Source organism: Corynebacterium riegelii (assembly GCF_016728505.1).
GTDB lineage: Bacteria > Actinomycetota > Actinomycetes > Mycobacteriales > Mycobacteriaceae > Corynebacterium > Corynebacterium riegelii.
The window spans coordinates 2,005,139-2,028,184 of sequence record NZ_CP068159.1 but is presented as its reverse complement, the minus strand read 5'-3'; the positions used below and the strand labels follow the sequence as shown (position 1 = coordinate 2,028,184).

Sequence of the window (23,046 nt, the reverse complement as noted above, 5' to 3'; positions counted from 1 at the left end):
ACGCACAAAGAACTCCCCGCACACCTTTCGTTGGTGGCGGGGAGTTTTGTTATAGCTGGCTTGCGGCGTCCTCGGTGACGTAGAGAACGGTTTCCTTCACGCCACGCGCGCCGGCACAGGGCCAGTCAAGCGGGTCCGCATTTGCGACGAGCGCAGCTGTGGCTTCCGCCTTCTCCGCGCCGGAGACCAAAAACCACACGCGATCCGCGCTGCGTACAGCAGGCAACGTCAACGATGCACGCTCCGCGGGCGGCTTCGGTGAATCGGTGACAGCAACGACAGTTGCGCTCTCTTCGCGGACTGCATCAGTGCGGGGGAATAGGGAATTGATGTGTCCTTCGCCGCCCATGCCCAAAAGATGAAGGTCGAAACCGTCCGGCGCAAACGTTGCAATCGTGCGCGAGTATGCCTCAACGGCATCAGACATGTTCCCGCCGTCCAGGCGGTAGCCGTGGATGTTGGCCTCCGGGATGTCAACGTGCGACAAAAGCGCCTCGCGGGCCTGTCCCTCGTTGGAGTCCGGGTGCGTACCAGGTACGTTGCGCTCATCGCCGAAGAAGACGTGTACGCGTGACCAGTCGATTGCAGCGCCAGCCGCGGCAAGCTCAGCCACGCGCTTCAACAGGGCGATGCCAGCTGTGCCGCCGGTGAGCACGATGCGAGCTTCGCCGCCATCTGTTTGCAGGGTTTGGATGAGTGAGGTGAGGTGGGACGACGTGGCGTCGATAAGCAAAGAAAGCTCTGGGAACCTATGAATCTGCATGGATTTTCACTCCTTGTAACGCGCGGCCATACGTTGCGTCCGGGCCCAGGTGGCGAAGCTCCTCGGCGAGGCATTCGGCGTCCGTACGCGCTGACAGGGCCGCAAACATCGTGGGGTGGTTGGGGACGGAAACTGCGACCGTGTTGCCGTCGATGGTTTCCACAGTGATGTCGCCATCGCTAGCGTGCAAGGTTAACTTCGCAATGGGCACCGCATCCGCATTCGTAGACGCAGAGGAACGCGACACCGGTACGTTGAGCGCCGAAGCCAGCCAGCCGGCGGCGATATCCACACTGGGGTCATCGGCAAGTCCGGAGATCTCAACAGCAGCAACCTTCGACTCCAGGCAACGATCCAACGCGGAAGCCACCACTGCGCGCCATGCAGTGATGCGCGACCACATCATGTCACTATCACCCGGCGTATATCCATCAGCTGCAGCTGCAGCTGAGCTGTACGTGGTGATGCGTCGCTGCGCCAACGTACCGATCTGATCCTTGGCAGGGCACGTTGGCGAAAACGTTGGCCACCAGGCAACAATCGGGGTGTCGGGCAGCAGTAGCGGGGTCACCACGGCGTCAAGATGCTCAGTGAGTTCGCCGTTGAGCTCCATCACGATAATCTCGGAGGCGCCGGCATCAGCACCAATAAGAAGCAGCGCGTCGATGGAGGTCTCTGCCTTCGGGTTGCCAAGCAGACACACCAGCACGCGCGCGGGGTTTTTGCGTGTGGCGTTGCGGACGGTCTCCAAGATGACGTCGACGTTGTCGTTCCCATTGGCGGCAACCAGCAATGTCAGCACGCGACCGTTCGCCACTGAGGCCTTTTCACGAGCCTCAGCCAACGTGGTGGCAATCTGTCTTGTGGTCGTGTCCGGGAGGGTCAGAATCATTTAGGGTCGCCTCCATTCACGGCCATCTTGTTCTAGCATGCGGTGCGCGGACTGTGGCCCCCACGTGCCCGCCGCGTACTCGTCCGGCCGCCCAGCCTCGGCCCAGTACTCCAACACCGGGTCCAGGATTTCCCAGCTGCGCTCAACCTCGTCATTGGTGGGGAAGAGGCTGGACTCGTCCAACAGTGCGTCCAAAATCAGGCGCTCGTAGGCCTCGGGGGATTGCTCGGTGAAGGCCTCGTCGTAGGAGAAATCCATGTTGACGTCGCGGACTTCGAACGAGGAGCCCGGCACCTTCGACCCGAAGCGCATGAGCACGCCCTCATCTGGTTGGACGCGGATGATCACGGCGTTGTTGGTCAGCAGGTTCGTTTGGCCCTCAGTAAACGGCTGGTACGGCGGTCGCTTAAACACCAGCGCAATTTCAGTCACGCGCCGTCCTAGGCGTTTGCCGGTACGCAGGTAAAACGGCACGCCCGCCCAGCGCCGGGAGTTGATTTGCAGCGTGCACGCCGCGAACGTTTCCGTGGTGGATTCAGGGTCAAACCCTTCCTCCTCACGCAGGCCCACTGTGTATTCCGAGCCCTGCCACCCAGCCGTGTACTGGCCGCGAGCGGTTGTCCGGTCGAACGGTTCTACGGCAGTTGTTGCGCGTAGCACCTTGAGCTTTTCTGCTTTAAGACGCCTCGGTGAAAACGACGTCGGCTCCTCCATAGCCACCAACGCCAACAGTTGGATCAGGTGGTTTTGGATCACGTCGCGGGCGGCACCAATACCGTCGTAGTAGCCGGCGCGGCCGCCAAGGCCGATGTCTTCAGCCATAGTGATCTGGACGTGGTCGATGTAGTGAGAGTTCCACACCGGCTCAAACATCTCGTTGGAAAAGCGCAACGCCAAAATGTTCTGGACGGTCTCTTTGCCCAGGTAGTGGTCAATGCGGAAGACCGAGTTCTCCGGGAAAACGGAGTTGACCACAGCGTTCAGCTCTACCGCAGAGGCTTTATCGTGGCCAAACGGCTTCTCAATAATCACACGACGCCAACGGCTACCGCCCTGCGCGGTGTGCTGGTCAGCCATACCGCTGCGGTCCAACTGGTGGATGACGTTAGCGAAGTGCTCCGGTGGCACAGAGAGATAAAACGCCCAGTTCCCGCCGGTGCCACGCACCTCATCCATCTGCTCAAGCAACGCTGCGAGGTTGTCAAACGCTGCGTCATCATCAAACGCGCCGCTGACAAACTGCAGGCCCTCAGCAAGCCGTGACCAGACGTTTTCGTTGAACTCAGTTCGCGCGGATGCCGTTACAGCATCACGCACATAGTCTTCGAAATCCTGCTTGGACCATTGCCTGCGACCGAAGCCAACGAGCGTAAAGCCAGCGGGCAGGAGCCCACGGCTAGCTAAGTCGTAGATTGCGGGCAGAAGCTTCTTGCGAGCCAAGTCACCGGTAACACCGAAAATGACCATGCCGGACGGTCCAGCGATACGTGGCAGGCGCGTGTCATCCAGGGCCCGTAGCGGGTTGGCAGACGGGCCCGGGTTGGGACGTGTCACTTGAGAGTTGCCTCCATAGAATCCAACAGCTCCTGCCAGGCGTCAACGAATTTCTCTACGCCTTCGCGCTCCAGCACGCTCACCACGTCAGCCAGGTCAATACCAACCGCTTCGAGCTGGTCAAACACCTGCTGCGCTGCCGGGGCAGTGCCGGTGAGGGTGTCGCCGTGGACGTTGTTGGCATCCAACACAGCGTCGATAGTCGCCTCAGGCATCGTGTTCACCGTGTCCGGCCCAGCAAGCTCAACCACGTACATATCTGCCGGGTACTCCGGGTTCTTCACACCGGTGGACGCCCAAAGCGGACGCTGCTTGTTCGCACCCGCCGGCAGCGCAGACATATCCGCAAACTCATCGAGGAAGACCTGGTAAGCCAGGCGAGCATTTGCCACGCCCGCCTTTCCGCGAAGCGCGAGCGCCTCCTGCGAACCGATAGCGTCAAGGCGGTTGTCTACCTCCGTGTCCATGCGGGAGACGAAGAAGGATGCAACCGAGTAAATGGAAGAGACGTCATGGCCATTGTCCGCTGCCTGGCGGATACCAGCCTTATATGCGGCAATAACCTCGCGGTAGCGCTCCACAGAGAAAATCAGCGTGACATTGACTGAGATGCCAGCCGCGAGCGAGGCGGTGATTGCAGGCAGCGACTCATCGGTTGCCGGAATCTTGATCATGACGTTCGGGCGATCAACCTGCTTCCACAGCTCAGCCGCCTGAGCGACAGTCTTCGCCTCATCTGCGGCAAAGCGGGGATCTACCTCGATAGATACTCGGCCGTCCTCGCCGCTTGTTGCCTCATAGGTGGGCAGGAACAGATCACAGGCGTCTTGGACGTCCTTGATGCTCATGGCGTACACGGCAGCGTCTGCAAGCGCACCAGCCCCACGCAGCTCATCAAGTTGTGCATCGTAGGCATTGCCCGTGGACATGGCATTGGCAAAAATTGCCGGGTTAGTGGTCACGCCCACGATGGATTTAGAGGCCTTGATTTCCTCCAAGTTCCCAGACGTGATGCGCTCCCGCGAGAGGTCATCAAGCCAGGTGGAAGTGCCAAGCTTGGCCAGATCATCAATGGCAGTCATGCTATTCCTTTCTGCAGGTTGCAGGGTGGATTACTTGCCGTCGCCGCGAGTCGGCTCAGCCTCGGTGTCACCGACGCGCTGCGAGGTAGACACCGAACGGCCTTGAGCAACGCAGTCCAAGGTCTCGCGAGCAACACGGACAACGTTGTCGGTGGTGAAACCGAAACGCTCGAACAGCTCCGCACCAGGTGCAGACGCGCCGAAGTGCTCCAGGGACACAGCCCGACCGTACTCGCCCAGGAAGCGGAACCACGGCATGGACAGGCCAGCCTCGACGGAGACGCGAGCCTTGACCTCCGGCGGCAGGATCTGATCAATGTAGGCGTCATCCTGCTCCATGAACCAGTCCATGCACGGCACAGACACAACGCGGGTAGCGGTGCCTTCAGCCTCAAAGACCTTTGCGGCCTCCACTGCGTACTGCACCTCAGAGCCGGTAGCCATGATGATCAGATCCGGGGTTTCGTTGGAAGCCTCAACCAGAACGTATGCGCCGCGGGCAACACCGTCGAAAGCCTTCTCGCGGGTGCCTTCCAAAACCGGCAAGTTCTGACGCGACAGGGCAAGCGCCTTCGGCTGCTCCTTCGCCTCAAGCACGGCCTTCCACGCGGCAGAGGTCTCATTAGCATCCGCAGGGCGGACCACCGCAAGATCCGGGATGGCGCGCAGCGCGGTCAAGACCTCGACCGGCTGGTGCGTCGGGCCGTCCTCACCCAAGCCAATGGAATCATGCGTAAACACGTAGTAGCCGTCAATGCCGGACAGGGCAGCAACACGGATAGCGGGGTAGAGATACTCCGAGAAAATCAGGAACGTTCCGCCGTACGCGCGAGTCGGGCCGTGCAGCGCGATGCCGTTGAGCACCGCACCCATTGCGTGCTCACGGATACCGAAGTGCAGGTTGCGTCCGTAGGGCTCCGCAGTGAACATCTCGGTAGAGATCGCCTCCGGGCCAAACGATGGCGCACCCTTGATCAGCGTGTTGTTGGAACCAGCAAGGTCAGCGGAGCCGCCCCACAGTTCCGGCAGTGCCTTCGCCGCCACCTGGATAGCAGCCTCGGAGGCCTTGCGCGTGGCCACGCCCTTCGCATCCGGCTCATAGGTTGGGAAAGCGAACTCGCCCTCGCCCCAGCCCTCCGGCAGCTCGCGTGCAAAAAGGCGGTCGAACAGTGCCTTAGCCTCTGGGTTGGCCTTCGCCCACGCATCAAACTTCTCGTTCCACGCTGCACGCTTTGCCGCAGCGCGCTCACGCAACTTGCGGGTGTGGGTGATCACTTCCTCCTCTTCCGGGAAGTGCACCTGCGGATCAAAGCCCAGTGCTTCCTTAACGCGCACGATCTCCTCAGCACCAAGAGCCGCGCCGTGGATAGCACCAGTGTTCATCAGGGTCGGTGCCGGGAAACCAATCACCGTCTTGACACGAATGATCGTCGGTTTTGCGGTCTCAGCCTTCGCCTCAGCAACAGCTGCCTCGATAGCAGCAACGTCCTCGCCAGACTCCACGGTCAGCGTCTGCCAGCCGTAGGCCTCGTAGCGCTTCATCACGTCCTCGGTGAACGCGATCTGTGTGTCGTCCTCAATAGAGATGCGGTTGTCGTCCCAGAACAGGATCAGGTTGCCCAAGCGCTGCGTACCAGCCAGGGAGGAGGCCTCAGCAGTAACACCCTCCTGCAAGCAGCCATCACCAGCCACGACGTAAATGAAGTGGTCAAACGGGGACTCACCGGCCGGAGCTTCCGGGTCGAAGAGCCCGCGCTCACGACGAGCAGCCATGGCCATACCCACTGCAGAGGCCAGGCCCTGACCCAGTGGACCAGTGGTGATCTCAACGTGGTCGGTGTGGTTGTACTCCGGGTGGCCCGGGGTCTTGGAGCCCCACGTACGCAGCGCCTTGAGGTCTTCCATCTCAAGACCAAAGCCACCAAGGTAGAGCTGCACGTACTGCGTCAGTGAGGAGTGCCCGTTGGACAGGACGAAACGGTCACGGCCCACCCAATCCTTGTCAGACGGATCTACATTCATAACGCGCTGGAACAACGTATACGCCAGGGGAGCGAGTGACATTGCGGTACCCGGGTGGCCAGAGCCACAGTTTTCCACGGCGTCAGCCGCCAAAACGCGGGCTGTGTCCACTGCCCGCGTGTCAGTCTCCGTCCAATCTTCTGGGTAATTACGAACGGTCATAGCCTGAAGTTCTGGGGGCAGCGTTTGCTGAGTCACTGAAAAGTCCTCGCTTGTTGTAGTCAGAGCAGAGTTGGTCTTAAAGAATCCTACCGCGGGGGTGCAAGCGCGGGGCGGAGCGCTCGATTCCCCGCATTGCACCTTTGGGGACTAGTATCAACCAAAGGAATGATGCCGGGGTCAAAGTTCGGGCATAGTTCAGAGAGTTTAGAAGGAGCACAGTTGGAGACCATCAAGGCGTATTTCGCATTGACGAAGCCGAGGGTCATCGAGCTACTCCTGGTCGCCGCGATTCCTGCGCTGCTGCAGGCAGACCGCGGCGAGGTACACCTGTGGCTCATTTTGGGAACACTGTTTGGTGGCTGGATGGGCGCTGCAGCAGCCAGCGCCTTCAACATGGTTGCGGACTATGACATTGACCAGCTGATGGGACGTACTCGTGCACGACCTTTGGTCCGTGCACGCATTACTAAGGAAAAGGCACGCATTTTCGCCTGGAGCCTGCTCATTGCCTCAGTGCTATGGCTTGGGTTCTTGTGCAACTCCTGGTTGGCGTCGGCGTTTATCATCTTCACCAACTTCTTCTACATCTTCATTTACACGAAGTGGCTGAAGCGCACGACGTGGCAGAACGTGATCTGGGGCAGTGTGGCCGGCAGTATGCCGGTGATGGTTGGTTGGGCTGTTATCCGTGACAACGTGAATGACGGCACCCCGGATCAGTGGTGGCAGCCGTTCGTTTTGTTCATGATCATCTTCTTCTGGCAGCCACCGCACACTTGGGCGCTAGCCATGAAGTACAAGGACGACTACGAGCGTGCAAACGTGCCCATGCTGCCGGTGGTGGCTTCTGCCGAGCAGACCACGCGCCAGATTGTCCTGTACTCTTGGCTGACCGTGATCACGTCGTTTGCGCTCGTGCCGGCAGCGTCCTGGATCTACCTTGCAACCGCTATTGTTTCAGGTGCCGCGTTCTTGATTGTGGCAACCAAGCTGCACACGGACGTCAAGAACGGCGCCGAGGTCAAGCCGATGAAGCTGTTCATCCTGTCCAACAACTACCTGGCAGCCTTGTTCTTGGCGCTGTCCATTGACGCAGTGCTTGGGCTCCCAACGCTGCTCTAGCGCTGGACTTCTAGTACCACTGAACCAGTGGTCTTTCGTGCCTGAAGGTCTTCGTGTGCCTTGCGGGCTTCCGGCAATGGGTATGGCGGGTGAATACGGATGCTCAGCGTTCCCTCTTCCACCGCGCGGGCCACGGCTTGGGCGCGCATCCGGAACTCATCATCGGTAGCGGTGTAGTCGTCCAACTTCGGACGAGTAAGAAACAGCGAACCTGCGCGATTGAGCTGCTGGATGGAAAACGGCGGCACATCGCCAGAGGCTGAGCCGAAGGATGCAACCATGCCGCGCGGACGGCAGACCTCCAACGCGAAATCAAACGTGTCAGCGCCAACACCGTCAAAGACAACGTCCACACCTTCGCCACCGTTGGCTTCCTTGATCTGCGCTGCTAGATCATCGCCGTAGCGGAAAACCTGAGTTGCGCCGGCCTCAGCAGCCAACGCTTCTTTCTCCGCGGAGGAGACTACGGAAAACACCCGTGCACCCTTAGCCGCCGCCATCTGGGTGAGCATAAGCCCCACGCCGCCGGCACCGGCGGTGACGACCAACGACGTCTCGTCGGTGACCGGGTAGACAGATTCCACCAAGTAGTGCGACGTCATTCCTTGCAGCAGCATCGACGCAGCAACTGGCTCGCTCACACCCTCGGGTACCGCGACCACACGGCCACGGTCAACCACTACCTGTTCAGCGTAGGAGCCTGGCCCACGGTTCCACGCCACCAACGTGCCCTCGGCGATCTCACCCAAAGGGTCGTGCACCACACGCCCACAGCCCTCAGAACCAGGGATGTACGGCACCTCTTGCGGGTAAGTGCCGGAGCGGAAGTAGGTGTCGATGTAGTTGATGCCGGCATACGTGACGTCGATAAGCAACTGGCTCTTCGACGGAGTCGGTGCTTCAACATCGGTGTACTCAAGGACCTCGGGGCCGCCGTGACGGCTAACTAAAATGGCTTTCATGTCACACAAGGGTAGGCAAACGGCGCTGCCCATGTGCGTAAAGGAACGCAGAAAACGCCACAACTGCAGAACTCATCGCAATGTGTGCAGGAATAGTCCAGCGCGGAACACCCAACTGGAACTGGATAACGCCGATAGCCCACTGCACCAGAATCAGCAGGATGAGTACGATCGCCGTGTTGTACGCATCCTTCGGCCCCTTGTTCTTCCGCAGCAGGTAGAAAGCAAGCAGCGTGAAGATCAGGTAGATGTACATGCATGCGGCGTGGACGTACGCCAGCATCGCGGTGTCAAGTTCCAGGCGGCCATCCATGCCCACGCCGGAGTCGCCCGAGTGCGGGCCAGAGCCTGTGACCATGGTGCCGGTAACCAAGACAAAGCACAGCGCCACAGCTGCTGCTAGTGCCATCCACTGGATCGGCTGGGGGTAGCGCTGTGTCGGGGTAGCAGAGTCGGTTTCAGCGATGCGCATGTACAAGATCGCGGCGATCCACACAAGCACCATGGACGGCAGGAAGTGGATAGCAACAGCCCACCACTTCAGATCCAAGTGCACGGAGATGCCGCCGATGACAGCCTGAATAACCACACCAATAAAGGACGCCCATGCGAGGCCCTTGATCATCTTTGAACGCTTCGCGTTGATCACGGCAATAACCACCGCAACCGCGGCGGCAGCCACCACAAACGCAAGCAGGCGGTTGCCAAACTCAATAGCCTGGTGGATCCACGGCGCGGCACCTTGGACAGGCACCAATGAACCTTCGTGGCACAGTGGCCACGTGTCACAACCCAGGCCGGAGCCAGTGACGCGCACCAAAGACCCTGTGACGGTGATGCCGCCCTGGCAGATCAGCAGAATCAGCGCGAGCATGCGCTGAAAGCGAATCGTGGGATTCTGCCATACGGTTAACAGCGGGGAGCGGTTATTGTGTTCGGCGACTGGCGCGGTCACAGGGAGTCCTTTCAAACTTTCGGACGATAGTTTCGTCGTTGGTTGAAAGTGTATCGGACCTTAGCCGTCGAAACGGAACCAGCGCGCGGCAGCCGTAACACCAATGGCCGCCCACACTGCAAGGGAGATCCACGCCAGGGTGTTGAATCCACCTTGCAACGCCTGCGTAAGCGCGCTGGCAAGCGCAACCGTGGGCACGGCGTTCCACCAGCCCGCGTGGGCAAGATCACCGGAATAGGCCACCCAGCCGAGAATGCCCATTAACACGATCCAGAACAGGTTGGCCAGAGCAAGTACCATCTCGGACGACAGTGTGCCGCCCATGAGCAAGCCGAGTGAGGTAAATACCGCAACGCCGACTAACAGCGTGGCAAGACCCAAAACCGCACCAGTGATGCCGACGCGCCAACCAAGGAAAGCGGCAATCGTGCCCAAAATCACCAGCTGTAGCCCCACCATGGACAGCACGCCGATGATCTTGCCAGCGATGATCACCCACGGCGGCACACCAGAAGCCCCGGCGCGTTTCAACGCCCCGTATCTGCGGTCAAATGCCAGCGAAATGGCTTGGCCTGTAAAACCGGCGGAGGTTGCGGCGACGGCAAAGACCATGGGGACGAGCTTGTCAAAGTCCGTGTCGCCAAAAATGGGCACAACTGCCGCGGCGATGAGCAGGCCGGCAGGCACTATGACGTTGAGCAGCAGTTGCTCGCCGTGGCGCAGCATGAGTTTGGACTCGATGAGCCCCTGAGCTGCGGCCATCTTGCCAAAGCTGGCGCGCTGTGGCTGTGGTGTGAAGATGCCGTCTTCCAAGGTGGTGTGGTGGGCCATGGTTAGCTCCTCAGCTCTCGTCCGGTGATGTCCAAGAAGACGTCTTCTAGTGTGCGGTGGGCAACCCGCAGGTTGCGGATGAGTACCTTCTGGTTTGCCGCTTCAGCAGCGACGGCGGCAATGGCGTCCGGGCGAGCCTCGCCCAGAATGCGGTAGTGCATTTGGCGGCTTTGCTCAGCTTGCAGATCAAAACCTTGCAACGACGCGTTCAATGCGGCCAAGTCCAGGTTCTCCGATGTGGCAAAGGAAACGACGGGGAAGTCCTGGTGGTTGGTCAGCTCGGCCGGGGTGCCTTGGGCGACGACCTGGCCGCGGTCCACGATCACTACGTAATCCGCAAGGCTTTCAGCCTCATCCATCAGGTGGGTGGTGAGGATGACCGTGGTGCCGTCGCGACGCAGCGCGTCAACAATGTCCCACACCGCCATCCGGGATTGTGCGTCCATGCCTGCAGTCGGCTCATCCAGAAACACCAGCTCCGGCCTGCCGATAATGGCAAGGGCGAGCGAGAGGCGTTGCTGCTGCCCGCCAGAAAGCCGCCGGTAGGTGGTCTTCGCCGCTCCCTGCAGGCCAAGAAGTTCAAGCAGCCAGTCCGGGTCGTGTGGGTTGACGTTGTAGGAGGCTGCGAGGTTGAGCATTTCGCGCACCGTTGTTCCGGAGTACGAGCCGCCTCCTTGGAGCATGATGCCGATGCGCTCGCGCACTGCCTGCGGTTGGGTCGCCGGGTTAAGCCCCAGCACGCTGATGGTGCCGGATGTTGGCTTTGAAAAACCCTCGCACATGTCCAGGGTGGTGGACTTGCCTGCCCCGTTTGGTCCTAAGAGTGCGAGGACTTCACCGCGTGTGGCGGTGAAACTTAGGTTATTTACCGCGGTTTTTTCACCGAACCGTTTAACTACGGAATCGACTACGAGCGCTTCTGCCATGATTGGCTATCCTAACTAGCCGCATCAGAAATACTCCAATAACGCACAGTGTCGCGGCTAGCAGGTAAATCGCGGCAACTTCGATTGCTCCGAGCGCCTGGCCTCGCGGCAGTGCCAGAAAGCAAAACAGCACTGATGGTGCGATGAGCTTTTTGCTTCTCGACGCCACGTGCAACCCCCATCCCGCCAACACCACTATCGCCCACAACGGATACCAGGGCTGCACAACGGGAAAGAGTGCAACCATGCCGAGGTTGGCCAAGCCAAGGCCGCCCAATGGGTGGATCCGTGCGTGGTAGGTGGCGAAAAGCGCGACAACCATAACCGCGCCTGCCAGCACAAGGCCTATGGCTTGTGCAGCATGCTGATGTCCTAGTGCGCGGCCGATAAGTGAGGTTATAGACAACCAGCTGTTTGTCTGCGCCGATGCAGTTTGGGCAGTGATCCAGCCGAAGCCGGTGTCGGTCATCGCGGAGGTGCCAAACGCAGTACCGGCAAGGACTGAGGCTTCCACAGCTGCAGCGACGAGAATGGGCGCTGGAATGCCGCGGCGTTTGAGCCGACGAGCCAGAACCATGCCGGCAAAGCCAAGAGCGGGCAGCCCCGCGGACTTTACTAATCCTCCAGCTGAGATGAGTGCCGCGCCGCCAAGGGCACTGGAAGGTGAGGAGCTGCGCAGCGCGATTTTCAGGCCGACAAGGACAAATGCAAGCATGAGCGCGTCATTATGTGCGCCGCCCACAAAGTGGATCAGCGCCAAGGGGTTCAGCACACCCAACAGCAGCGCGTGTGGGGATTTCAGCGACCACGCGATAGCTAGGGTTGCTCCGAAGGCCACCGCGCGATGCAGGGCAATTCCCGCGATCATGTGCTCCTGACTGAGCGTTGCTATCACCCCGGAAATGCCGGTAGCAACCGGCCCATAGGGGCTTGGTGTTGTTGCCCACAAACTGTCTACGGCCTTCGCTAACGGGTCATGTGTGCCAAGGAGAGCTAGTGGGCCCGCAGCGTATGGGTCTAGACCGCGGGCAACCGCAGCACCTTGCGCAAGGTAGGAGTAGACGTCTCGGGAGAACAGTGGCGCTGCGACAAGCAGGGGAGCGGCCCACCAGAAATACGTCACCATGAGGCTGCGGTAAGAGTGCCCTTTCTGGCCCAGCAGCATCAACCACGCCAGGCAGAGAAGGACTACGCCGAAAAGGGTAATGGCGGAGGTGGGGATCAACGTGGCGTCGAAAAGCAGAGGCTCCGGCAACGCGCCAGAGGACCAACTGGAAACCGCAACAAGCCCACTGCCGATGGTGCCCAACCAGCGAGGGTGGGCGGATTGCAGCAGCGAACGGGGCACGACGGCGATTGTAGGGTGCCCTTAGCGGCGGAATGAATTAAGACACACTAGTGTTGTGGAAAGTGCCCAGACAGTACATGCGAAGGAAGGTGGAACGATGGTGGACCGCAGCCGCAGCGTTGGCGGCGACACACGTCGGGAAGTCATGACGCAATTGCTTGGGCGCGGGCCTGTCAGCGCCTCTGAACTTGGAGAGGTTCTTGGTCTCTCAGCCGCCGGAGTGCGTAGGCACCTCGACGCGCTGGTAGAAGAGGGGCTGGCGCAAACCTGCGAACCAAACGCCGTAGCCGGTGCCGAAGTTGGGCGAGGCCGCCCAGCGAAGCACTACCGGCTTACGCAGCTGGGACGCAGCCACTTTGGCAATAGCTACGACGTGCTGGCGCTCGAGGCGCTTGACGCGCTCGAGCAGCTCGGCGGGGCAGAAGCGGTGCGTGCGTTTGCAAGACGCCGCGCTGAAACCATCCTCGGCGGCGTCGATGCCAACGGTGACGTGGAAGATGTGGTGGACCAGGTAGTCGCGGCTTTTGAGGCACACGGCTACACGGCAACCGCGAGCCGCGCAGCCGGAGGCGTGCAGATCTGCCAGCACCACTGCCCAGTACAGTCGGTCGCTGCGGCCCACCCTGAGCTGTGCGAGGCTGAGCATGAAGCGATCTCGCAGCTAGTGGGAAGCCACGTGCAACCACTGGCGCTGATTGCGGACGGCAACGGGCTTTGCACCACAAACATCCCGCTGACCACGGGGAACTACCACACAAACAATGAAAGCTAAGGAGCGGAAACGATGACGAAAGCGACTCCCGCACCCGGCCTTGAAACGCCGATGAATGATGATGAGATCATTCAGTCCATCGGTGCTTACAACTACGGCTGGCATGACTCTGACGTCGCTGGCGCCTCCGCGCGTCGCGGCCTGAATGGAGAGGTTGTGCGTGACATCTCCGGCATTAAGGAAGAGCCGGAGTGGATGCTCAACCAGCGTCTGAAGGCACTCGAGATCTTTGAAAAGAAGCCGATGCCGACGTGGGGCGCTGACTTGTCCGGCATTGACTTTGACAACATCAAGTACTACGTCCGCTCGACGGAGAAGCAGGCGACTAGCTGGGAAGACCTGCCTGAGGACATTAAGAACACCTACGACAAGCTGGGTATCCCTGAGGCGGAGAAGCAGCGCCTGGTTGCAGGTGTTGCCGCACAGTACGAGTCTGAGGTTGTGTACCACCAGATCCGTGAGGACCTGGAGGAAAAGGGCGTCATTTTCGTTGATACCGACACCGCCCTTCGTGAGCACGAGGAGCTGTTCAAGGAGTACTTCGGCTCCGTCATCCCGGCGGGCGACAACAAGTTCTCCGCGCTGAACACCGCTGTTTGGTCCGGTGGCTCCTTCATCTACGTCCCGCCAGGGGTGCACGTGGATATTCCGCTGCAGGCATATTTCCGTATTAATACGGAGAACATGGGCCAGTTCGAGCGCACCCTGATCATTGTGGATGAAGATGCGTACGTGCACTACGTCGAGGGTTGCACGGCGCCGATCTACAAGTCTGACTCCCTGCACTCTGCAGTGGTAGAGATCATTGTGAAAAAGGGCGGGCGCTGCCGTTACACAACCATTCAGAACTGGTCGAACAACGTGTACAACCTGGTAACCAAGCGTGCACGTGCCGAGGAAGGCGCGACCATGGAGTGGGTCGACGGCAACATCGGCTCCAAGGTCACCATGAAGTACCCGGCCGTGTGGATGACCGGTGAGCACGCCCGCGGCGAGGTGCTGTCTGTGGCGTTTGCTGGTGAAGGCCAGTTCCAGGACACCGGCGCGAAGATGGTGCACCTGGCGCCGCACACGTCCTCTTCGGTGGTGTCCAAGTCCGTGGCGCGTGGTGGCGGCCGTTCCGCATACCGCGGCCTGATTCAGGTCAACGCGAACGCGCACCACTCTGCGTCCAACGTTGAATGTGACGCGCTGTTGGTTGATGACATTTCGCGTTCGGATACCTACCCGTACAACGACATTCGAAATGACCGTGTGACGCTTGGCCATGAGGCGAAGGTGTCGCAGGTGAGTGAAGAGCAACTGTTCTACCTCATGTCCCGCGGTATTGCGGAGGAAGAGGCAATGGCGATGATCGTGCGCGGCTTTGTTGAGCCGATTGCGAAGGAGCTGCCGATGGAATACGCGCTTGAGCTCAACCGCCTGATTGAACTGCAGATGGAAGGATCGGTAGGCTAAGTTGACTTCGACCAAAACCGTTATTGACCCTGTTGGTAACGCAACGACGCACAACAACAAGGGTGATTTGTTCCAGTCCTTCAACGTGGAGGATTTCCCGGTTCCGGGTGGACGCGACGAGGTGTGGCGTTTCATTTCGCTGCGCAGGATCCGCGGTCTGCACGACGGTACGTTCCCCACGCAGGTTTCGGAGCAGCTGCGTATCGACGCTCCGTCGGACGTCACCATCGAACAACTCGCGGCCGACGATGAGCGCCTGCGCGTGGCAGGCGGCCCGGTGGACCGTGTTGCCGCCCAGGCATGGAGCGCAGCCGAGCATGGCACGCTGATTTCCGTGCCGGCGGATGCGGTACTGGATGCACCGATTGAGATCACAATCACCGGCGCTGGTGTGGACGCAACGACGTTTAGCACCATCCTGGTTGAAACTGGCCGCCACTCCCAGGCGACGGTGATCGTGCGTTATGAGGGCTCCGGCACCCACGCTGACAACCTGAACTGGCACATCGGTGAAGGCTCCCACGTCAACGCGATCGTGGACACTGAGTGGGCGTTGGACGCAGTGCACATTGGCCAGCAGTCCATCAAGGTGCAGCGCGACGCTGTGCTGCGCCACACCGTTGCCGCTTTCGGTGGCGAGGTAGTGCGACTGACACCGCGTGTGACCTTTGAGGCTCCGGGTGCAGACGTGGAGCTGACGGGCGTCTACTTCGCTGACGCAGGTCAGTACATTGAAAACCGCATGCTGGTGGACCACTCGGTGCCAAATTGCCGCTCTAACGTGCTGTACAAGGGCGCTTTGCAGGGCGATAAGGATTCCGTTCTGCCGGAGGCACGCACCTGCTGGGTTGGTGATGTCCTGATTCGTGCAGAAGCCAAGGGCACTGACACCTACGAGACCAACCGCAACCTGGTGCTGACGGATGGTGCTCGCGCTGATGCGATCCCGAACCTGGAGATTGAAACCGGCCAGATTGCGGGTGCGGGCCACGCCGCTACCGTTGGTCGTTTTGATGAGGAGCAGATCTTCTACCTGCGCTCCCGCGGTATCCCGGAAACCGAGGCAACGCGCCTGATTATCCGCGGCTTCTTCAACGAGGTCCTGAACCAGATTCCGGTGGAATCCGTGCGTGATGAACTGATTGCACGTGTCGCCGGCGAGCTCGAGCTGAACAACAACTAAAGGAAACGTTTATATGTCCACTCTGGAAATCAAGAACCTGCACGCCAACGTCCTTCCCACCGAGGAAGGCCAGGAACCCACTCCGATTCTTAAAGGCGTGAACCTGACCATCAAGGGCGGCGAAACCCACGCCATCATGGGCCCGAACGGCTCCGGTAAGTCCACGCTTGCATACACCCTGGCAGGCCACCCGCGCTACGAGGTCACCGAGGGCGAGGTGCTTCTGGACGGTGAAAACATCCTGGACATGGATGTTGACGAGCGCGCACGTGCCGGTCTCTTTCTGGCCATGCAGTACCCGGTAGAGGTACCGGGCGTGTCCTCTTCGAACTTCATGCGCTCCGCCGTGACTGCTGTGCGCGGCGAGGCTCCGAAGCTGCGCGAGTGGGTTGGTGAGCTCAACGCTGCCCGTGACGCGCTGCACATGGATGCGTCCTTCTCCGAGCGCTCTGTGAACGAGGGCTTCTCCGGCGGCGAGAAGAAGCGCCACGAGGTTATGCAGCTTTCCCTGCTCAAGCCGAAGTTCGCGGTGATGGATGAGACCGACTCTGGTCTGGACGTTGATGCGCTGCGCATTGTCTCCGAGGGCATTAACCGCTACCAGGAGGAGACCAACGGTGGCGTGCTCATGATTACGCACTACAAGCGCATCCTGAACTACGTGCAGCCGGACTTCGTGCATGTGTTTGCCAACGGCAAGATTGTCACCACCGGCGGTGCTGAGCTTGCAGATCAGCTTGAGGCTGAAGGCTACGAGAAGTTCATCTAATGGCTTTAGACGTTCACGCAATCAGGAAGGAATTCCCCATCCTGGGACGCACCGTCCGCGACGGCAAGCCCTTGGTCTACTTGGATTCCGGGGCGACCTCGCAGCGGCCGTTGCGGGTGTGGGAGGCGGAGCGCGACTTTGTGATGGGCTGCAACGCTCCTGTGCACCGCGGCTCCTACCAGCTTGCGGAGGAAGCCACCGACGCCTACGAGTCCGCCCGCGCAAAGATTGCGGCGTTTGTGGGTGCGGACAACGATGACATCGCCTTTACCAAAAACGCCACCGAGGCGCTGAACCTTGTCGCATACGTGCTGGGTGATAGCCGTGCGGGCGACTTGAGCGTGGGTGAGGGCGACACGATCGTGGTCACGGAGCTGGAGCACCACGCAAACCTGGTGCCATGGCAGGAGTTGGCGCGTCGCACTGGTGCGACGTTGCAGTGGTACTCCATGACTGCCGACGGGCGCATCGACCTCGACTCGCTCGAACTCGATGATTCCGTCAAGGTTGTCGCTTTTACACACCAGTCCAACGTCACCGGCGCTCACGCAGACGTGGAAGAGATGGTGCGCCGCGCCAAGGCTGTCGGCGCGCTGACGGTGTTGGATGCATGCCAGTCGGTGCCACATATGCCCGTGAACTTCCGCGCGTTGGACGTTGACTTCGCCGCGTTCTCTGGCCACAAGATGTGCGGCCCGAATGGCGTCGGTGCGGTGTACTCGAAGCACCTGCAGGACCTACCCCCGTTTTTGACCGGTGGGTCCATGATTGAGGTTGTGCGTATGGAGGAATCCACCTACGCGCCCGCCCCACAGCGTTTCGAGGCCGGAACGCAGATGACCTCCCAGGTTGTTGGGCTTGGCGCCGCCGTGGACTTCCTTACCGAAATCGGGATGGAGGAGATCCAGGCACACGAGCGCGAGCTGACCGCATATGCACTTGAGCAGATGCAGCGTATCGACGGCTTGTCTATCGCAGGCCCATTAACCACCAATCACCGCGGCGGGTCGATTGCGTTTACCGTCGACGGCGTCCATCCGCACGACTTGGGCCAAGTTCTCGACTCCGAGGGCGTGGCAATCCGCACTGGTCATCACTGCGCGTGGCCAGCCCACCGCGGGTTGCACCTGCAGTCCACCTCCAGGGCGAGTTTCTACCTCTACAACACGTTGGAAGAGGTTGATGCGTTGGTGGCGTCGATAAGCAAAGCGAAGGAGTTCTTTCGATGAACCTTAAATCGATGTACCAGGAAGTCATCCTGGACCACTACAAAAACCCGCAGCATGCGGGCCTGCGCGATCCGTTCGAAGCCGAGGTGCACCACGTCAACCCGTCGTGTGGCGACGAGCTGACGCTGCGCATCCACCTCTCTAGCGACGGCGAGACAGTCGAAGACGTCTCCTACCACGCCGAAGGCTGCTCGATTTCGCAGGCGTCGACGTCTGTGATGGCTGAGGAGATCGTGGGCAAACCGATCGGTGAGGCGTTTAAGAAGCTGCAGGCCTTCGAGGAGATGATCACCTCGCGCGGCACCGTCGAGGGCGACGCCGAACTGATTGGTGACGGCGTGGCGTTTTCCGGTGTGGCTAAGTTCCCGGCCCGCGTGAAGTGCGCGCTGCTTGGGTGGAAAGCCTTTGAGGCAGCAACCGCCGAAGCATTAAGCAAGACCGGTAAAACCGTAGAGACGAGGGAGGACTAACCGATGGCTGAAGAAGCACAGCGCCCAGAGCAAACCGAAGAGCAGCTCAAGCTTGTCGGCGAAGTGGAGGAGTACCTGCACGACGTCATCGACCCGGAGCTGGGCATCAACGTAGTTGACCTTGGTCTGGTCTACGACGTGTGGATTGAAGAGCGCGACGGCGCCAACGTGGCGGTAGTCAACATGACGCTGACTTCACCGGCATGCCCGCTGACCGATGTGATTGAGGAACAGGCGCGCGCGGCGGTTGTGAACAACACCGACGCCGAAGAGCTGGAGATCAACTGGGTATGGATGCCGCCGTGGGGTCCGCAGTTCATCACGGAAGAAGGCCGGGAGCAGCTGCGCGCGCTCGGGTTCGCGGTCTAGGCTGCTGCATTCGACCACGGCTGTAAGGTAACTAGCCGTGATTGTGACCAATGATCTTGAAGTCCGCGTTGGCGCCCGCACGCTGTTGACCGCACCAGGTCAACACCTGCGCGTCCAGCCGGGCGACCGCATCGGGCTGGTGGGCCGCAACGGCGCTGGTAAAACCACCACCATGCGCATCCTGGCGGGGGAGACCGAACCCTACGGCGGAACGGTAACCCGCTCGGGTGAGATCGGCTACCTGCCGCAGGATTCCAAAGAGGGCGACATCGAGCAGACCGCGCGTGAGCGTGTGCTGTCCGCGCGCGGTTTGGACGCTATCCAGCGTTCAATGGCGAAGCAGCAGGCCATCATGGAATGCACCGAAGGGGCTGAGCGTGATAAGGCGATTGCGAAATACTCGCGTCTAGAGGAGCGCTACCAGGCACTCGGTGGGTACGAAGCCAACGCGGAGGCAGCCCAGATCTGCGATAACCTTGGCCTGCCCAGCCGCGTGCTGGATCAGCAGCTGAAGACCCTTTCCGGTGGTCAGCGCCGTCGCGTGGAGTTGGCCCAAATCCTATTCGCGTCTCGCTCCGGCTCAGGTAAGTCCGCCACCACATTGCTTCTAGACGAGCCGACGAACCACCTCGACGCCGACTCCATCACCTGGCTGCGTAACTTCTTGTCCAAGCATGAAGGTGGGTTGATCATGATCTCCCACGACGTTGAGCTGTTGGACGATGTCTGCAATAAGGTCTGGTTCCTCGACGCGGTGCGCGCTGAGGCGGACGTGTACAACATGGGCTTTAGCACCTACCAGAAAGCGCGTGCGGAAGATGAGGCGCGTAGGCGTCGCGAGCGTGCCAACGCGGAGAAGAAAGCATCGGCGCTTCAGAAACAGGCGGCCAAGCTCGGTGCGAAGGCCACCAAGGCCGCCGCGGCGAAACAGATGCTTGCGCGCGCGGACCGCATGATGAGTGAGCTTGATGAGGTCCGCGTGGCCGACAAGTTCGCCTCCATCAAGTTCCCGGAACCTGCGCCGTGTGGCAAGACGCCGCTGTACGGCAAGGGCTTGACCAAGATGTACGGCTCGCTCGAAGTGTTCGCCGGCGTTGATCTGGCTATTGATAAAGGCTCGCGCGTGGTTGTTTTGGGCACCAACGGTGCGGGCAAGACGACCTTGCTAAAGCTTCTGGCGGGCGTTGAGCGTACCGACGGCGAAGGCGGGCTTGTCACCGGCCACGGCCTGAAGGTCGGCTACTTCGCCCAGGAACACGACACTATTGACGGTGAGAAGACCGTCTGGGAAAACACTATCGAGGCCTGTCCAGACGCCGGCCAACAGGACCTGCGTGGCCTTTTAGGTGCGTTCATGTTCTCCGGCGACAAGTTGGAACAGCCCGCGGGCACGCTCTCGGGTGGTGAAAAGACGCGCCTAGCGTTGGCAACGCTTGTATCGTCGCGTGCGAACGTGTTGCTTCTCGACGAGCCCACGAACAACCTGGATCCGCAATCACGCGAGCAGGTGCTGGATGCACTGAAAACGTATACCGGCGCCGTCGTCCTAGTTACGCATGACCCAGGTGCCGTTCGCGCCTTGGAGCCGGAGCGCGTGATCATCATGCCGGAGGGGGACGAGGACCTGTGGAGCGACGAGTATATGGAAATCGTGGAATTGGCATAAAGCTCCCTGCAAATTAGCATGAAGTTATGACTTCTTATGCTCTACGCCTTGGTGCCGCACTGTTAGCTACTGGTCTCGTTTTTGCAGGTGTGGGGGCGCCGGGGGCGGGGGCGGAGTCGTCGATAAGAAATGGGCTCGAGGTCAACCAAGGCTGGCAGTTTGGCACCCTGGCGGGCGAGTGCACGATTGGGTACAACGACCCGGTCAACCGAGTCAGCTACACCGCCGCCCACTGTGCCGAGGGCGTGAGCCGCGTTTTTCTTTCCGATAAGTTCGGCCAACGCATGCAAAAGGCTATCGCCGCCGGCACGATCGAAATGTCGCCGAAGTACGACCCGAAAACGGACGCGAACGACTGGGCGATTATCCGCTGAAAAGACGGCGTGACCATCAATCCCAACACCTTCGATCGCGACGGCATCGTGCCGATCAGTAAGCTGCGCAAAGGCCAGGAAGTGTGCTTCCACGGACACACCAGCCACGGCACCAGCGGTAGCGCAGATTGCGGCGAGCTCATTGCCACCTTGGGCACCAAGATCATTGTTGAAACGCCGCGCGGTGCCCGAAAAGGCGACTCCGGCGGGCCCATGTATCTACCGGGCGGCGGGCTGGTTGGTGTCTTGTCCACCAGCTTCGAGGTCGAGGACAGCAACGGGAATACGCGCTACGTGGTCACCGCAAACGCGCCGCAGGATGGTCGCATGGTGACCATGGAAGAAGAATCGGAGGCGATCAACCGCTACTTCGGTGCCCGCGTCCGCCTTCTTGAACACGACATTACCCCGGGCAGCTCACTTATTGAGGGACTGTCAGAGGCCGGCTCCAGCGACGCCGAAGGCGCTGCCATCGCGCTTGTCGTGATCAGCGTGCTGCTCGGCGGCCTTGCAATCGGCGGCATGATCAGCAACACCATCTTCTAGGGCTGTGACACTAGGGCTGTGGCGTAGTGTTGGCAGCATGAACATCAACGTGATTTTGACCACGCTGCGCGAGTCCTGGGACGAACTTTCCACAGACCAGAAGACGCTCGTCGGCGTCCTTGTCGCTACTGATACCGCCGGCAAGGCATGGGCGCTGCGTGACCTTGCCCGTACCGACGCTCGCCGTATCCGCGGCCCGAAGTGGCTGTGGACGCCGATCATCGGCACGGTAAACACCGCCGGGTGGCTTGCCTACTTCGCGGTAGGCAAGAAGCGCTAGCCCGAGCACTTAGGGCTGTGTTGCCCCGGCATAGAATCGGACTTGATGCACTCGCTCGTACCGGGGCTTTTGCCATGGGTATCGGTCTTTGGCCGCCTCGATTGGCTTTTCTAGATCAACAACGGTGTCTGTCCCTGCAGGACTGCCGAGCGTAAGCACGCCTTGCTCGATTTCGATGTCGGATGCAAATGAGCGCTCTCGGCGTTGACTGCGGATGAGAGCCGTCGGCACTTCAGCGAACACAATCCTTCCGCGGCGCAGGACGATTACGTCCTTTGCGATGTAGCTGGGGCGAATACGTTCGCTGGCAATCAGGGACCAAAGGTAGATAAAGCTCCAGGCCGAGATAATCAGTGCGATCAATCGCAGTGAGCCAGGTGGTAGAAGAAGATGCACTGCCACCATTTCGGACACAAGAACCGCTGTGAGAACACCAAGCATCTGTAGTCGGCCGGGAGGGTGGGGAAGGGCATCCGCGCCATCGGGAATAAGCTGAACGCCTTTGACCCATCGCGTGAGGTCTCGATACAACCCGAGTTCATAGCGTGCGAGGCGGAAACCAGGATGTTTGCGCAGCAGTGCCCAGAGCCTAGCCACCCAGACTCCCTGCTATGGATTCGAGCGCGAACGCCTGCGCTCCACGAGTCGGGACGTCACCCACCGCTAGCCCTGTTTGAGCAGGCTGTAGCGTTTCTAAAACACCCCGCATCAGTCCGAGAGGAAAGAGCTCATGAAGGCGTTGCACGATCGGAGTGACTTTCTCATCGCGCGAGGTTAACGTTGCGAGTTCGCTCCATAACCTGCCAGCCTCACGTGCCGCGGCGATACACGTTTGATCATCAAGGTTTCGTCGAAGCACAGTCCACGTGGCGCTGGTAGCAACACCGGTGAGCGCCATCAGGTCCCACGAGTCCAGCTCCAACTGCAGGGTGTCAGCATCTTCGAAGACAGCGCTCAAACGTTGCCGAATGTCCTCCGGGGCACCCAACGGAGCATGTTGTATCAGCGCAAGGCGCTTACGTTGATGCTGCAGGTGCCGTATCCGTTCATCCAGCAGTGTTAGGGAACGAGCAACGGCGTCATCGGATTGGACGTCGGCTACGGGCACGCCTGCGTCGATAAGTGCCCGAGCCCGAATGACTGCTGCCAGATCCCGGACAGAGTATTCGCGGTAGTTGCCGCTGGTCCGGGCTGGTTCTTCAACTACTCCAGCTTCATGTAAGTGGCGCACTGAGCGGACTGAACAACCAGCTGCAGCTGCTATATCAGAGATCTTCACGACGCCAGACTAAACCCTCACATCGTGTGAGG

General features: G+C 60.2%; 24 protein-coding genes. 12 read left to right on the top strand and 12 right to left on the bottom strand.

The features are described 5' to 3' along the window. Positions 1 to 49: 49 nt before the first annotated feature. From pgl to tkt, 5 genes are all read right to left on the bottom strand, one after another. A complete protein-coding gene (gene pgl / locus I6I71_RS09590) occupies positions 50 to 763 on the bottom strand; it encodes a 6-phosphogluconolactonase (RefSeq protein ID WP_201820685.1) in 714 nt (237 codons plus the stop codon). Then, the gene (locus I6I71_RS09585; protein WP_201820677.1) at positions 750 to 1,655 is read right to left on the bottom strand and encodes a glucose-6-phosphate dehydrogenase assembly protein OpcA; all 906 of its coding nucleotides are present in this window, start codon (positions 1,653 to 1,655) and stop codon (positions 750 to 752) included. The genes pgl and I6I71_RS09585 overlap by 14 nt, the downstream gene beginning before the upstream one ends. Beyond that, positions 1,656 to 3,122: a glucose-6-phosphate dehydrogenase gene (zwf, locus tag I6I71_RS09580; protein WP_330910993.1), complete on the bottom strand. Its 1,467-nt coding sequence runs from the start codon at positions 3,120 to 3,122 to the stop codon at positions 1,656 to 1,658. A gap of 83 nt (positions 3,123 to 3,205) precedes the next feature. After that, on the bottom strand, positions 3,206 to 4,291 hold the full coding sequence (tal, locus tag I6I71_RS09575) for a transaldolase (RefSeq protein ID WP_201820673.1): 1,086 nt from the start codon (positions 4,289 to 4,291) through the stop codon (positions 3,206 to 3,208). Between the two features lie 30 nt (positions 4,292 to 4,321). Further along, complete coding sequence (gene tkt, locus I6I71_RS09570; protein WP_201820671.1) at positions 4,322 to 6,475, bottom strand: transketolase; 2,154 nt, start codon at positions 6,473 to 6,475, stop codon at positions 4,322 to 4,324. A gap of 168 nt (positions 6,476 to 6,643) precedes the next feature. Between tkt and I6I71_RS09565 the strand changes: the two genes are divergently transcribed. After that, positions 6,644 to 7,597, top strand: a complete 954-nt coding sequence (locus I6I71_RS09565) for a heme o synthase (protein WP_201820669.1) — start codon at positions 6,644 to 6,646, stop codon at positions 7,595 to 7,597. Here I6I71_RS09565 and I6I71_RS09560 read toward each other — a convergent pair. Genes I6I71_RS09560 through mptB form a run of 5 tightly spaced genes read right to left on the bottom strand, consistent with a single transcriptional unit; the run spans position 7,594 to position 12,619 of the window. Then, entirely contained in the window at positions 7,594 to 8,559 is a 966-nt protein-coding gene (locus I6I71_RS09560) for a quinone oxidoreductase family protein (RefSeq protein WP_052204198.1), read from the bottom strand. The two genes, I6I71_RS09565 and I6I71_RS09560, sit on opposite strands and share 4 nt — an antisense overlap. A gap of 1 nt (position 8,560) precedes the next feature. Further along, entirely contained in the window at positions 8,561 to 9,514 is a 954-nt protein-coding gene (locus I6I71_RS09555; protein WP_236587301.1) for a COX15/CtaA family protein, read from the bottom strand. A 60-nt stretch (positions 9,515 to 9,574) separates the two neighbouring features. Continuing rightward, positions 9,575 to 10,345 carry an ABC transporter permease gene (locus I6I71_RS09550; protein WP_201820667.1) on the bottom strand — a complete coding sequence of 257 codons (771 nt, stop codon included), beginning with the start codon at positions 10,343 to 10,345 and terminating at the stop codon, positions 9,575 to 9,577. Between the two features lie 2 nt (positions 10,346 to 10,347). Continuing rightward, positions 10,348 to 11,271: an ABC transporter ATP-binding protein gene (locus I6I71_RS09545; RefSeq protein ID WP_201820665.1), complete on the bottom strand. Its 924-nt coding sequence runs from the start codon at positions 11,269 to 11,271 to the stop codon at positions 10,348 to 10,350. Beyond that, positions 11,237 to 12,619 carry a polyprenol phosphomannose-dependent alpha 1,6 mannosyltransferase MptB gene (gene mptB / locus I6I71_RS09540; RefSeq protein WP_201820663.1) on the bottom strand — a complete coding sequence of 461 codons (1,383 nt, stop codon included), beginning with the start codon at positions 12,617 to 12,619 and terminating at the stop codon, positions 11,237 to 11,239. The genes I6I71_RS09545 and mptB overlap by 35 nt, the downstream gene beginning before the upstream one ends. A gap of 97 nt (positions 12,620 to 12,716) precedes the next feature. On the opposite strand from mptB, the gene I6I71_RS09535 reads away from it, so the two are divergent. The 11 genes from I6I71_RS09535 to I6I71_RS09485 are packed head-to-tail and all read left to right on the top strand — an operon-like array spanning position 12,717 to position 21,735. Then, positions 12,717 to 13,391: a helix-turn-helix transcriptional regulator gene (locus I6I71_RS09535; RefSeq protein WP_201820661.1), complete on the top strand. Its 675-nt coding sequence runs from the start codon at positions 12,717 to 12,719 to the stop codon at positions 13,389 to 13,391. Between the two features lie 12 nt (positions 13,392 to 13,403). Then, positions 13,404 to 14,849 carry a Fe-S cluster assembly protein SufB gene (sufB, locus tag I6I71_RS09530; protein ID WP_201820659.1) on the top strand — a complete coding sequence of 482 codons (1,446 nt, stop codon included), beginning with the start codon at positions 13,404 to 13,406 and terminating at the stop codon, positions 14,847 to 14,849. Between the two features lies 1 nt (position 14,850). Further along, positions 14,851 to 16,032, top strand: a complete 1,182-nt coding sequence (gene sufD / locus I6I71_RS09525; protein ID WP_201820657.1) for a Fe-S cluster assembly protein SufD — start codon at positions 14,851 to 14,853, stop codon at positions 16,030 to 16,032. A gap of 13 nt (positions 16,033 to 16,045) precedes the next feature. Beyond that, entirely contained in the window at positions 16,046 to 16,801 is a 756-nt protein-coding gene (sufC, locus tag I6I71_RS09520; protein WP_052204211.1) for a Fe-S cluster assembly ATPase SufC, read from the top strand. Continuing rightward, positions 16,801 to 18,030 (top strand): SufS family cysteine desulfurase, encoded by a 1,230-nt coding sequence (locus I6I71_RS09515; RefSeq protein WP_201820655.1) that lies wholly within the window; start codon positions 16,801 to 16,803, stop codon positions 18,028 to 18,030. The genes sufC and I6I71_RS09515 overlap by 1 nt, the downstream gene beginning before the upstream one ends. Beyond that, the gene (gene sufU, locus I6I71_RS09510; RefSeq protein ID WP_201820654.1) at positions 18,027 to 18,500 is read left to right on the top strand and encodes a Fe-S cluster assembly sulfur transfer protein SufU; all 474 of its coding nucleotides are present in this window, start codon (positions 18,027 to 18,029) and stop codon (positions 18,498 to 18,500) included. The genes I6I71_RS09515 and sufU overlap by 4 nt, the downstream gene beginning before the upstream one ends. A 3-nt stretch (positions 18,501 to 18,503) precedes the next feature. Beyond that, positions 18,504 to 18,869, top strand: a complete 366-nt coding sequence (locus I6I71_RS09505; protein WP_052204216.1) for a metal-sulfur cluster assembly factor — start codon at positions 18,504 to 18,506, stop codon at positions 18,867 to 18,869. Positions 18,870 to 18,906: 37 nt separating this feature from the next. After that, a complete protein-coding gene (locus tag I6I71_RS09500; RefSeq protein WP_201820653.1) occupies positions 18,907 to 20,535 on the top strand; it encodes an ABC-F family ATP-binding cassette domain-containing protein in 1,629 nt (542 codons plus the stop codon). A 26-nt stretch (positions 20,536 to 20,561) separates the two neighbouring features. Then, a complete protein-coding gene (locus I6I71_RS09495; protein WP_201820652.1) occupies positions 20,562 to 20,909 on the top strand; it encodes a hypothetical protein in 348 nt (115 codons plus the stop codon). Positions 20,910 to 20,918: 9 nt separating this feature from the next. Continuing rightward, positions 20,919 to 21,455, top strand: a complete 537-nt coding sequence (locus I6I71_RS09490; protein WP_201820651.1) for a hypothetical protein — start codon at positions 20,919 to 20,921, stop codon at positions 21,453 to 21,455. Positions 21,456 to 21,492: 37 nt separating this feature from the next. Then, the gene (locus I6I71_RS09485; protein ID WP_236587300.1) at positions 21,493 to 21,735 is read left to right on the top strand and encodes a PLDc N-terminal domain-containing protein; all 243 of its coding nucleotides are present in this window, start codon (positions 21,493 to 21,495) and stop codon (positions 21,733 to 21,735) included. Between the two features lie 9 nt (positions 21,736 to 21,744). On the opposite strand, the gene I6I71_RS09480 is transcribed toward I6I71_RS09485, so the two are convergent. Together I6I71_RS09480 and I6I71_RS09475 are read right to left on the bottom strand one after the other, a co-directional pair. Then, complete coding sequence (locus I6I71_RS09480; protein ID WP_052204227.1) at positions 21,745 to 22,332, bottom strand: hypothetical protein; 588 nt, start codon at positions 22,330 to 22,332, stop codon at positions 21,745 to 21,747. Continuing rightward, positions 22,325 to 23,014 carry a MerR family transcriptional regulator gene (locus I6I71_RS09475; protein ID WP_201820649.1) on the bottom strand — a complete coding sequence of 230 codons (690 nt, stop codon included), beginning with the start codon at positions 23,012 to 23,014 and terminating at the stop codon, positions 22,325 to 22,327. Before I6I71_RS09475 ends, I6I71_RS09480 begins: the two co-directional genes overlap by 8 nt. Positions 23,015 to 23,046 lie beyond the last annotated feature (32 nt).

Bases quoted from the DNA above. Each gene is read 5' to 3' on its own strand.
- pgl (WP_201820685.1), bottom strand. From the start codon at position 763: ATGCAGATTCATAGGTTCCCAGAGCTTTCTTTGCTTATCGACGCCACG.
- I6I71_RS09585 (WP_201820677.1), bottom strand. From the start codon at position 1,655: ATGATTCTGACCCTCCCGGACACGACCACAAGACAGATTGCCACCACG.
- zwf (WP_330910993.1), bottom strand. From the start codon at position 3,122: ATGGTCATTTTCGGTGTTACCGGTGACTTGGCTCGCAAGAAGCTTCTG.
- tal (WP_201820673.1), bottom strand. From the start codon at position 4,291: ATGACTGCCATTGATGATCTGGCCAAGCTTGGCACTTCCACCTGGCTT.
- tkt (WP_201820671.1), bottom strand. From the start codon at position 6,475: ATGACCGTTCGTAATTACCCAGAAGATTGGACGGAGACTGACACGCGG.
- I6I71_RS09565 (WP_201820669.1), top strand. From the start codon at position 6,644: ATGCCGGGGTCAAAGTTCGGGCATAGTTCAGAGAGTTTAGAAGGAGCA.
- I6I71_RS09560 (WP_052204198.1), bottom strand. From the start codon at position 8,559: ATGAAAGCCATTTTAGTTAGCCGTCACGGCGGCCCCGAGGTCCTTGAG.
- I6I71_RS09550 (WP_201820667.1), bottom strand. From the start codon at position 10,345: ATGGCCCACCACACCACCTTGGAAGACGGCATCTTCACACCACAGCCA.
- I6I71_RS09545 (WP_201820665.1), bottom strand. From the start codon at position 11,271: ATGGCAGAAGCGCTCGTAGTCGATTCCGTAGTTAAACGGTTCGGTGAA.
- I6I71_RS09535 (WP_201820661.1), top strand. From the start codon at position 12,717: ATGGTGGACCGCAGCCGCAGCGTTGGCGGCGACACACGTCGGGAAGTC.
- sufB (WP_201820659.1), top strand. From the start codon at position 13,404: ATGACGAAAGCGACTCCCGCACCCGGCCTTGAAACGCCGATGAATGAT.
- sufC (WP_052204211.1), top strand. From the start codon at position 16,046: ATGTCCACTCTGGAAATCAAGAACCTGCACGCCAACGTCCTTCCCACC.
- I6I71_RS09515 (WP_201820655.1), top strand. From the start codon at position 16,801: ATGGCTTTAGACGTTCACGCAATCAGGAAGGAATTCCCCATCCTGGGA.
- sufU (WP_201820654.1), top strand. From the start codon at position 18,027: ATGAACCTTAAATCGATGTACCAGGAAGTCATCCTGGACCACTACAAA.
- I6I71_RS09505 (WP_052204216.1), top strand. From the start codon at position 18,504: ATGGCTGAAGAAGCACAGCGCCCAGAGCAAACCGAAGAGCAGCTCAAG.
- I6I71_RS09495 (WP_201820652.1), top strand. From the start codon at position 20,562: ATGACTTCTTATGCTCTACGCCTTGGTGCCGCACTGTTAGCTACTGGT.
- I6I71_RS09485 (WP_236587300.1), top strand. From the start codon at position 21,493: ATGAACATCAACGTGATTTTGACCACGCTGCGCGAGTCCTGGGACGAA.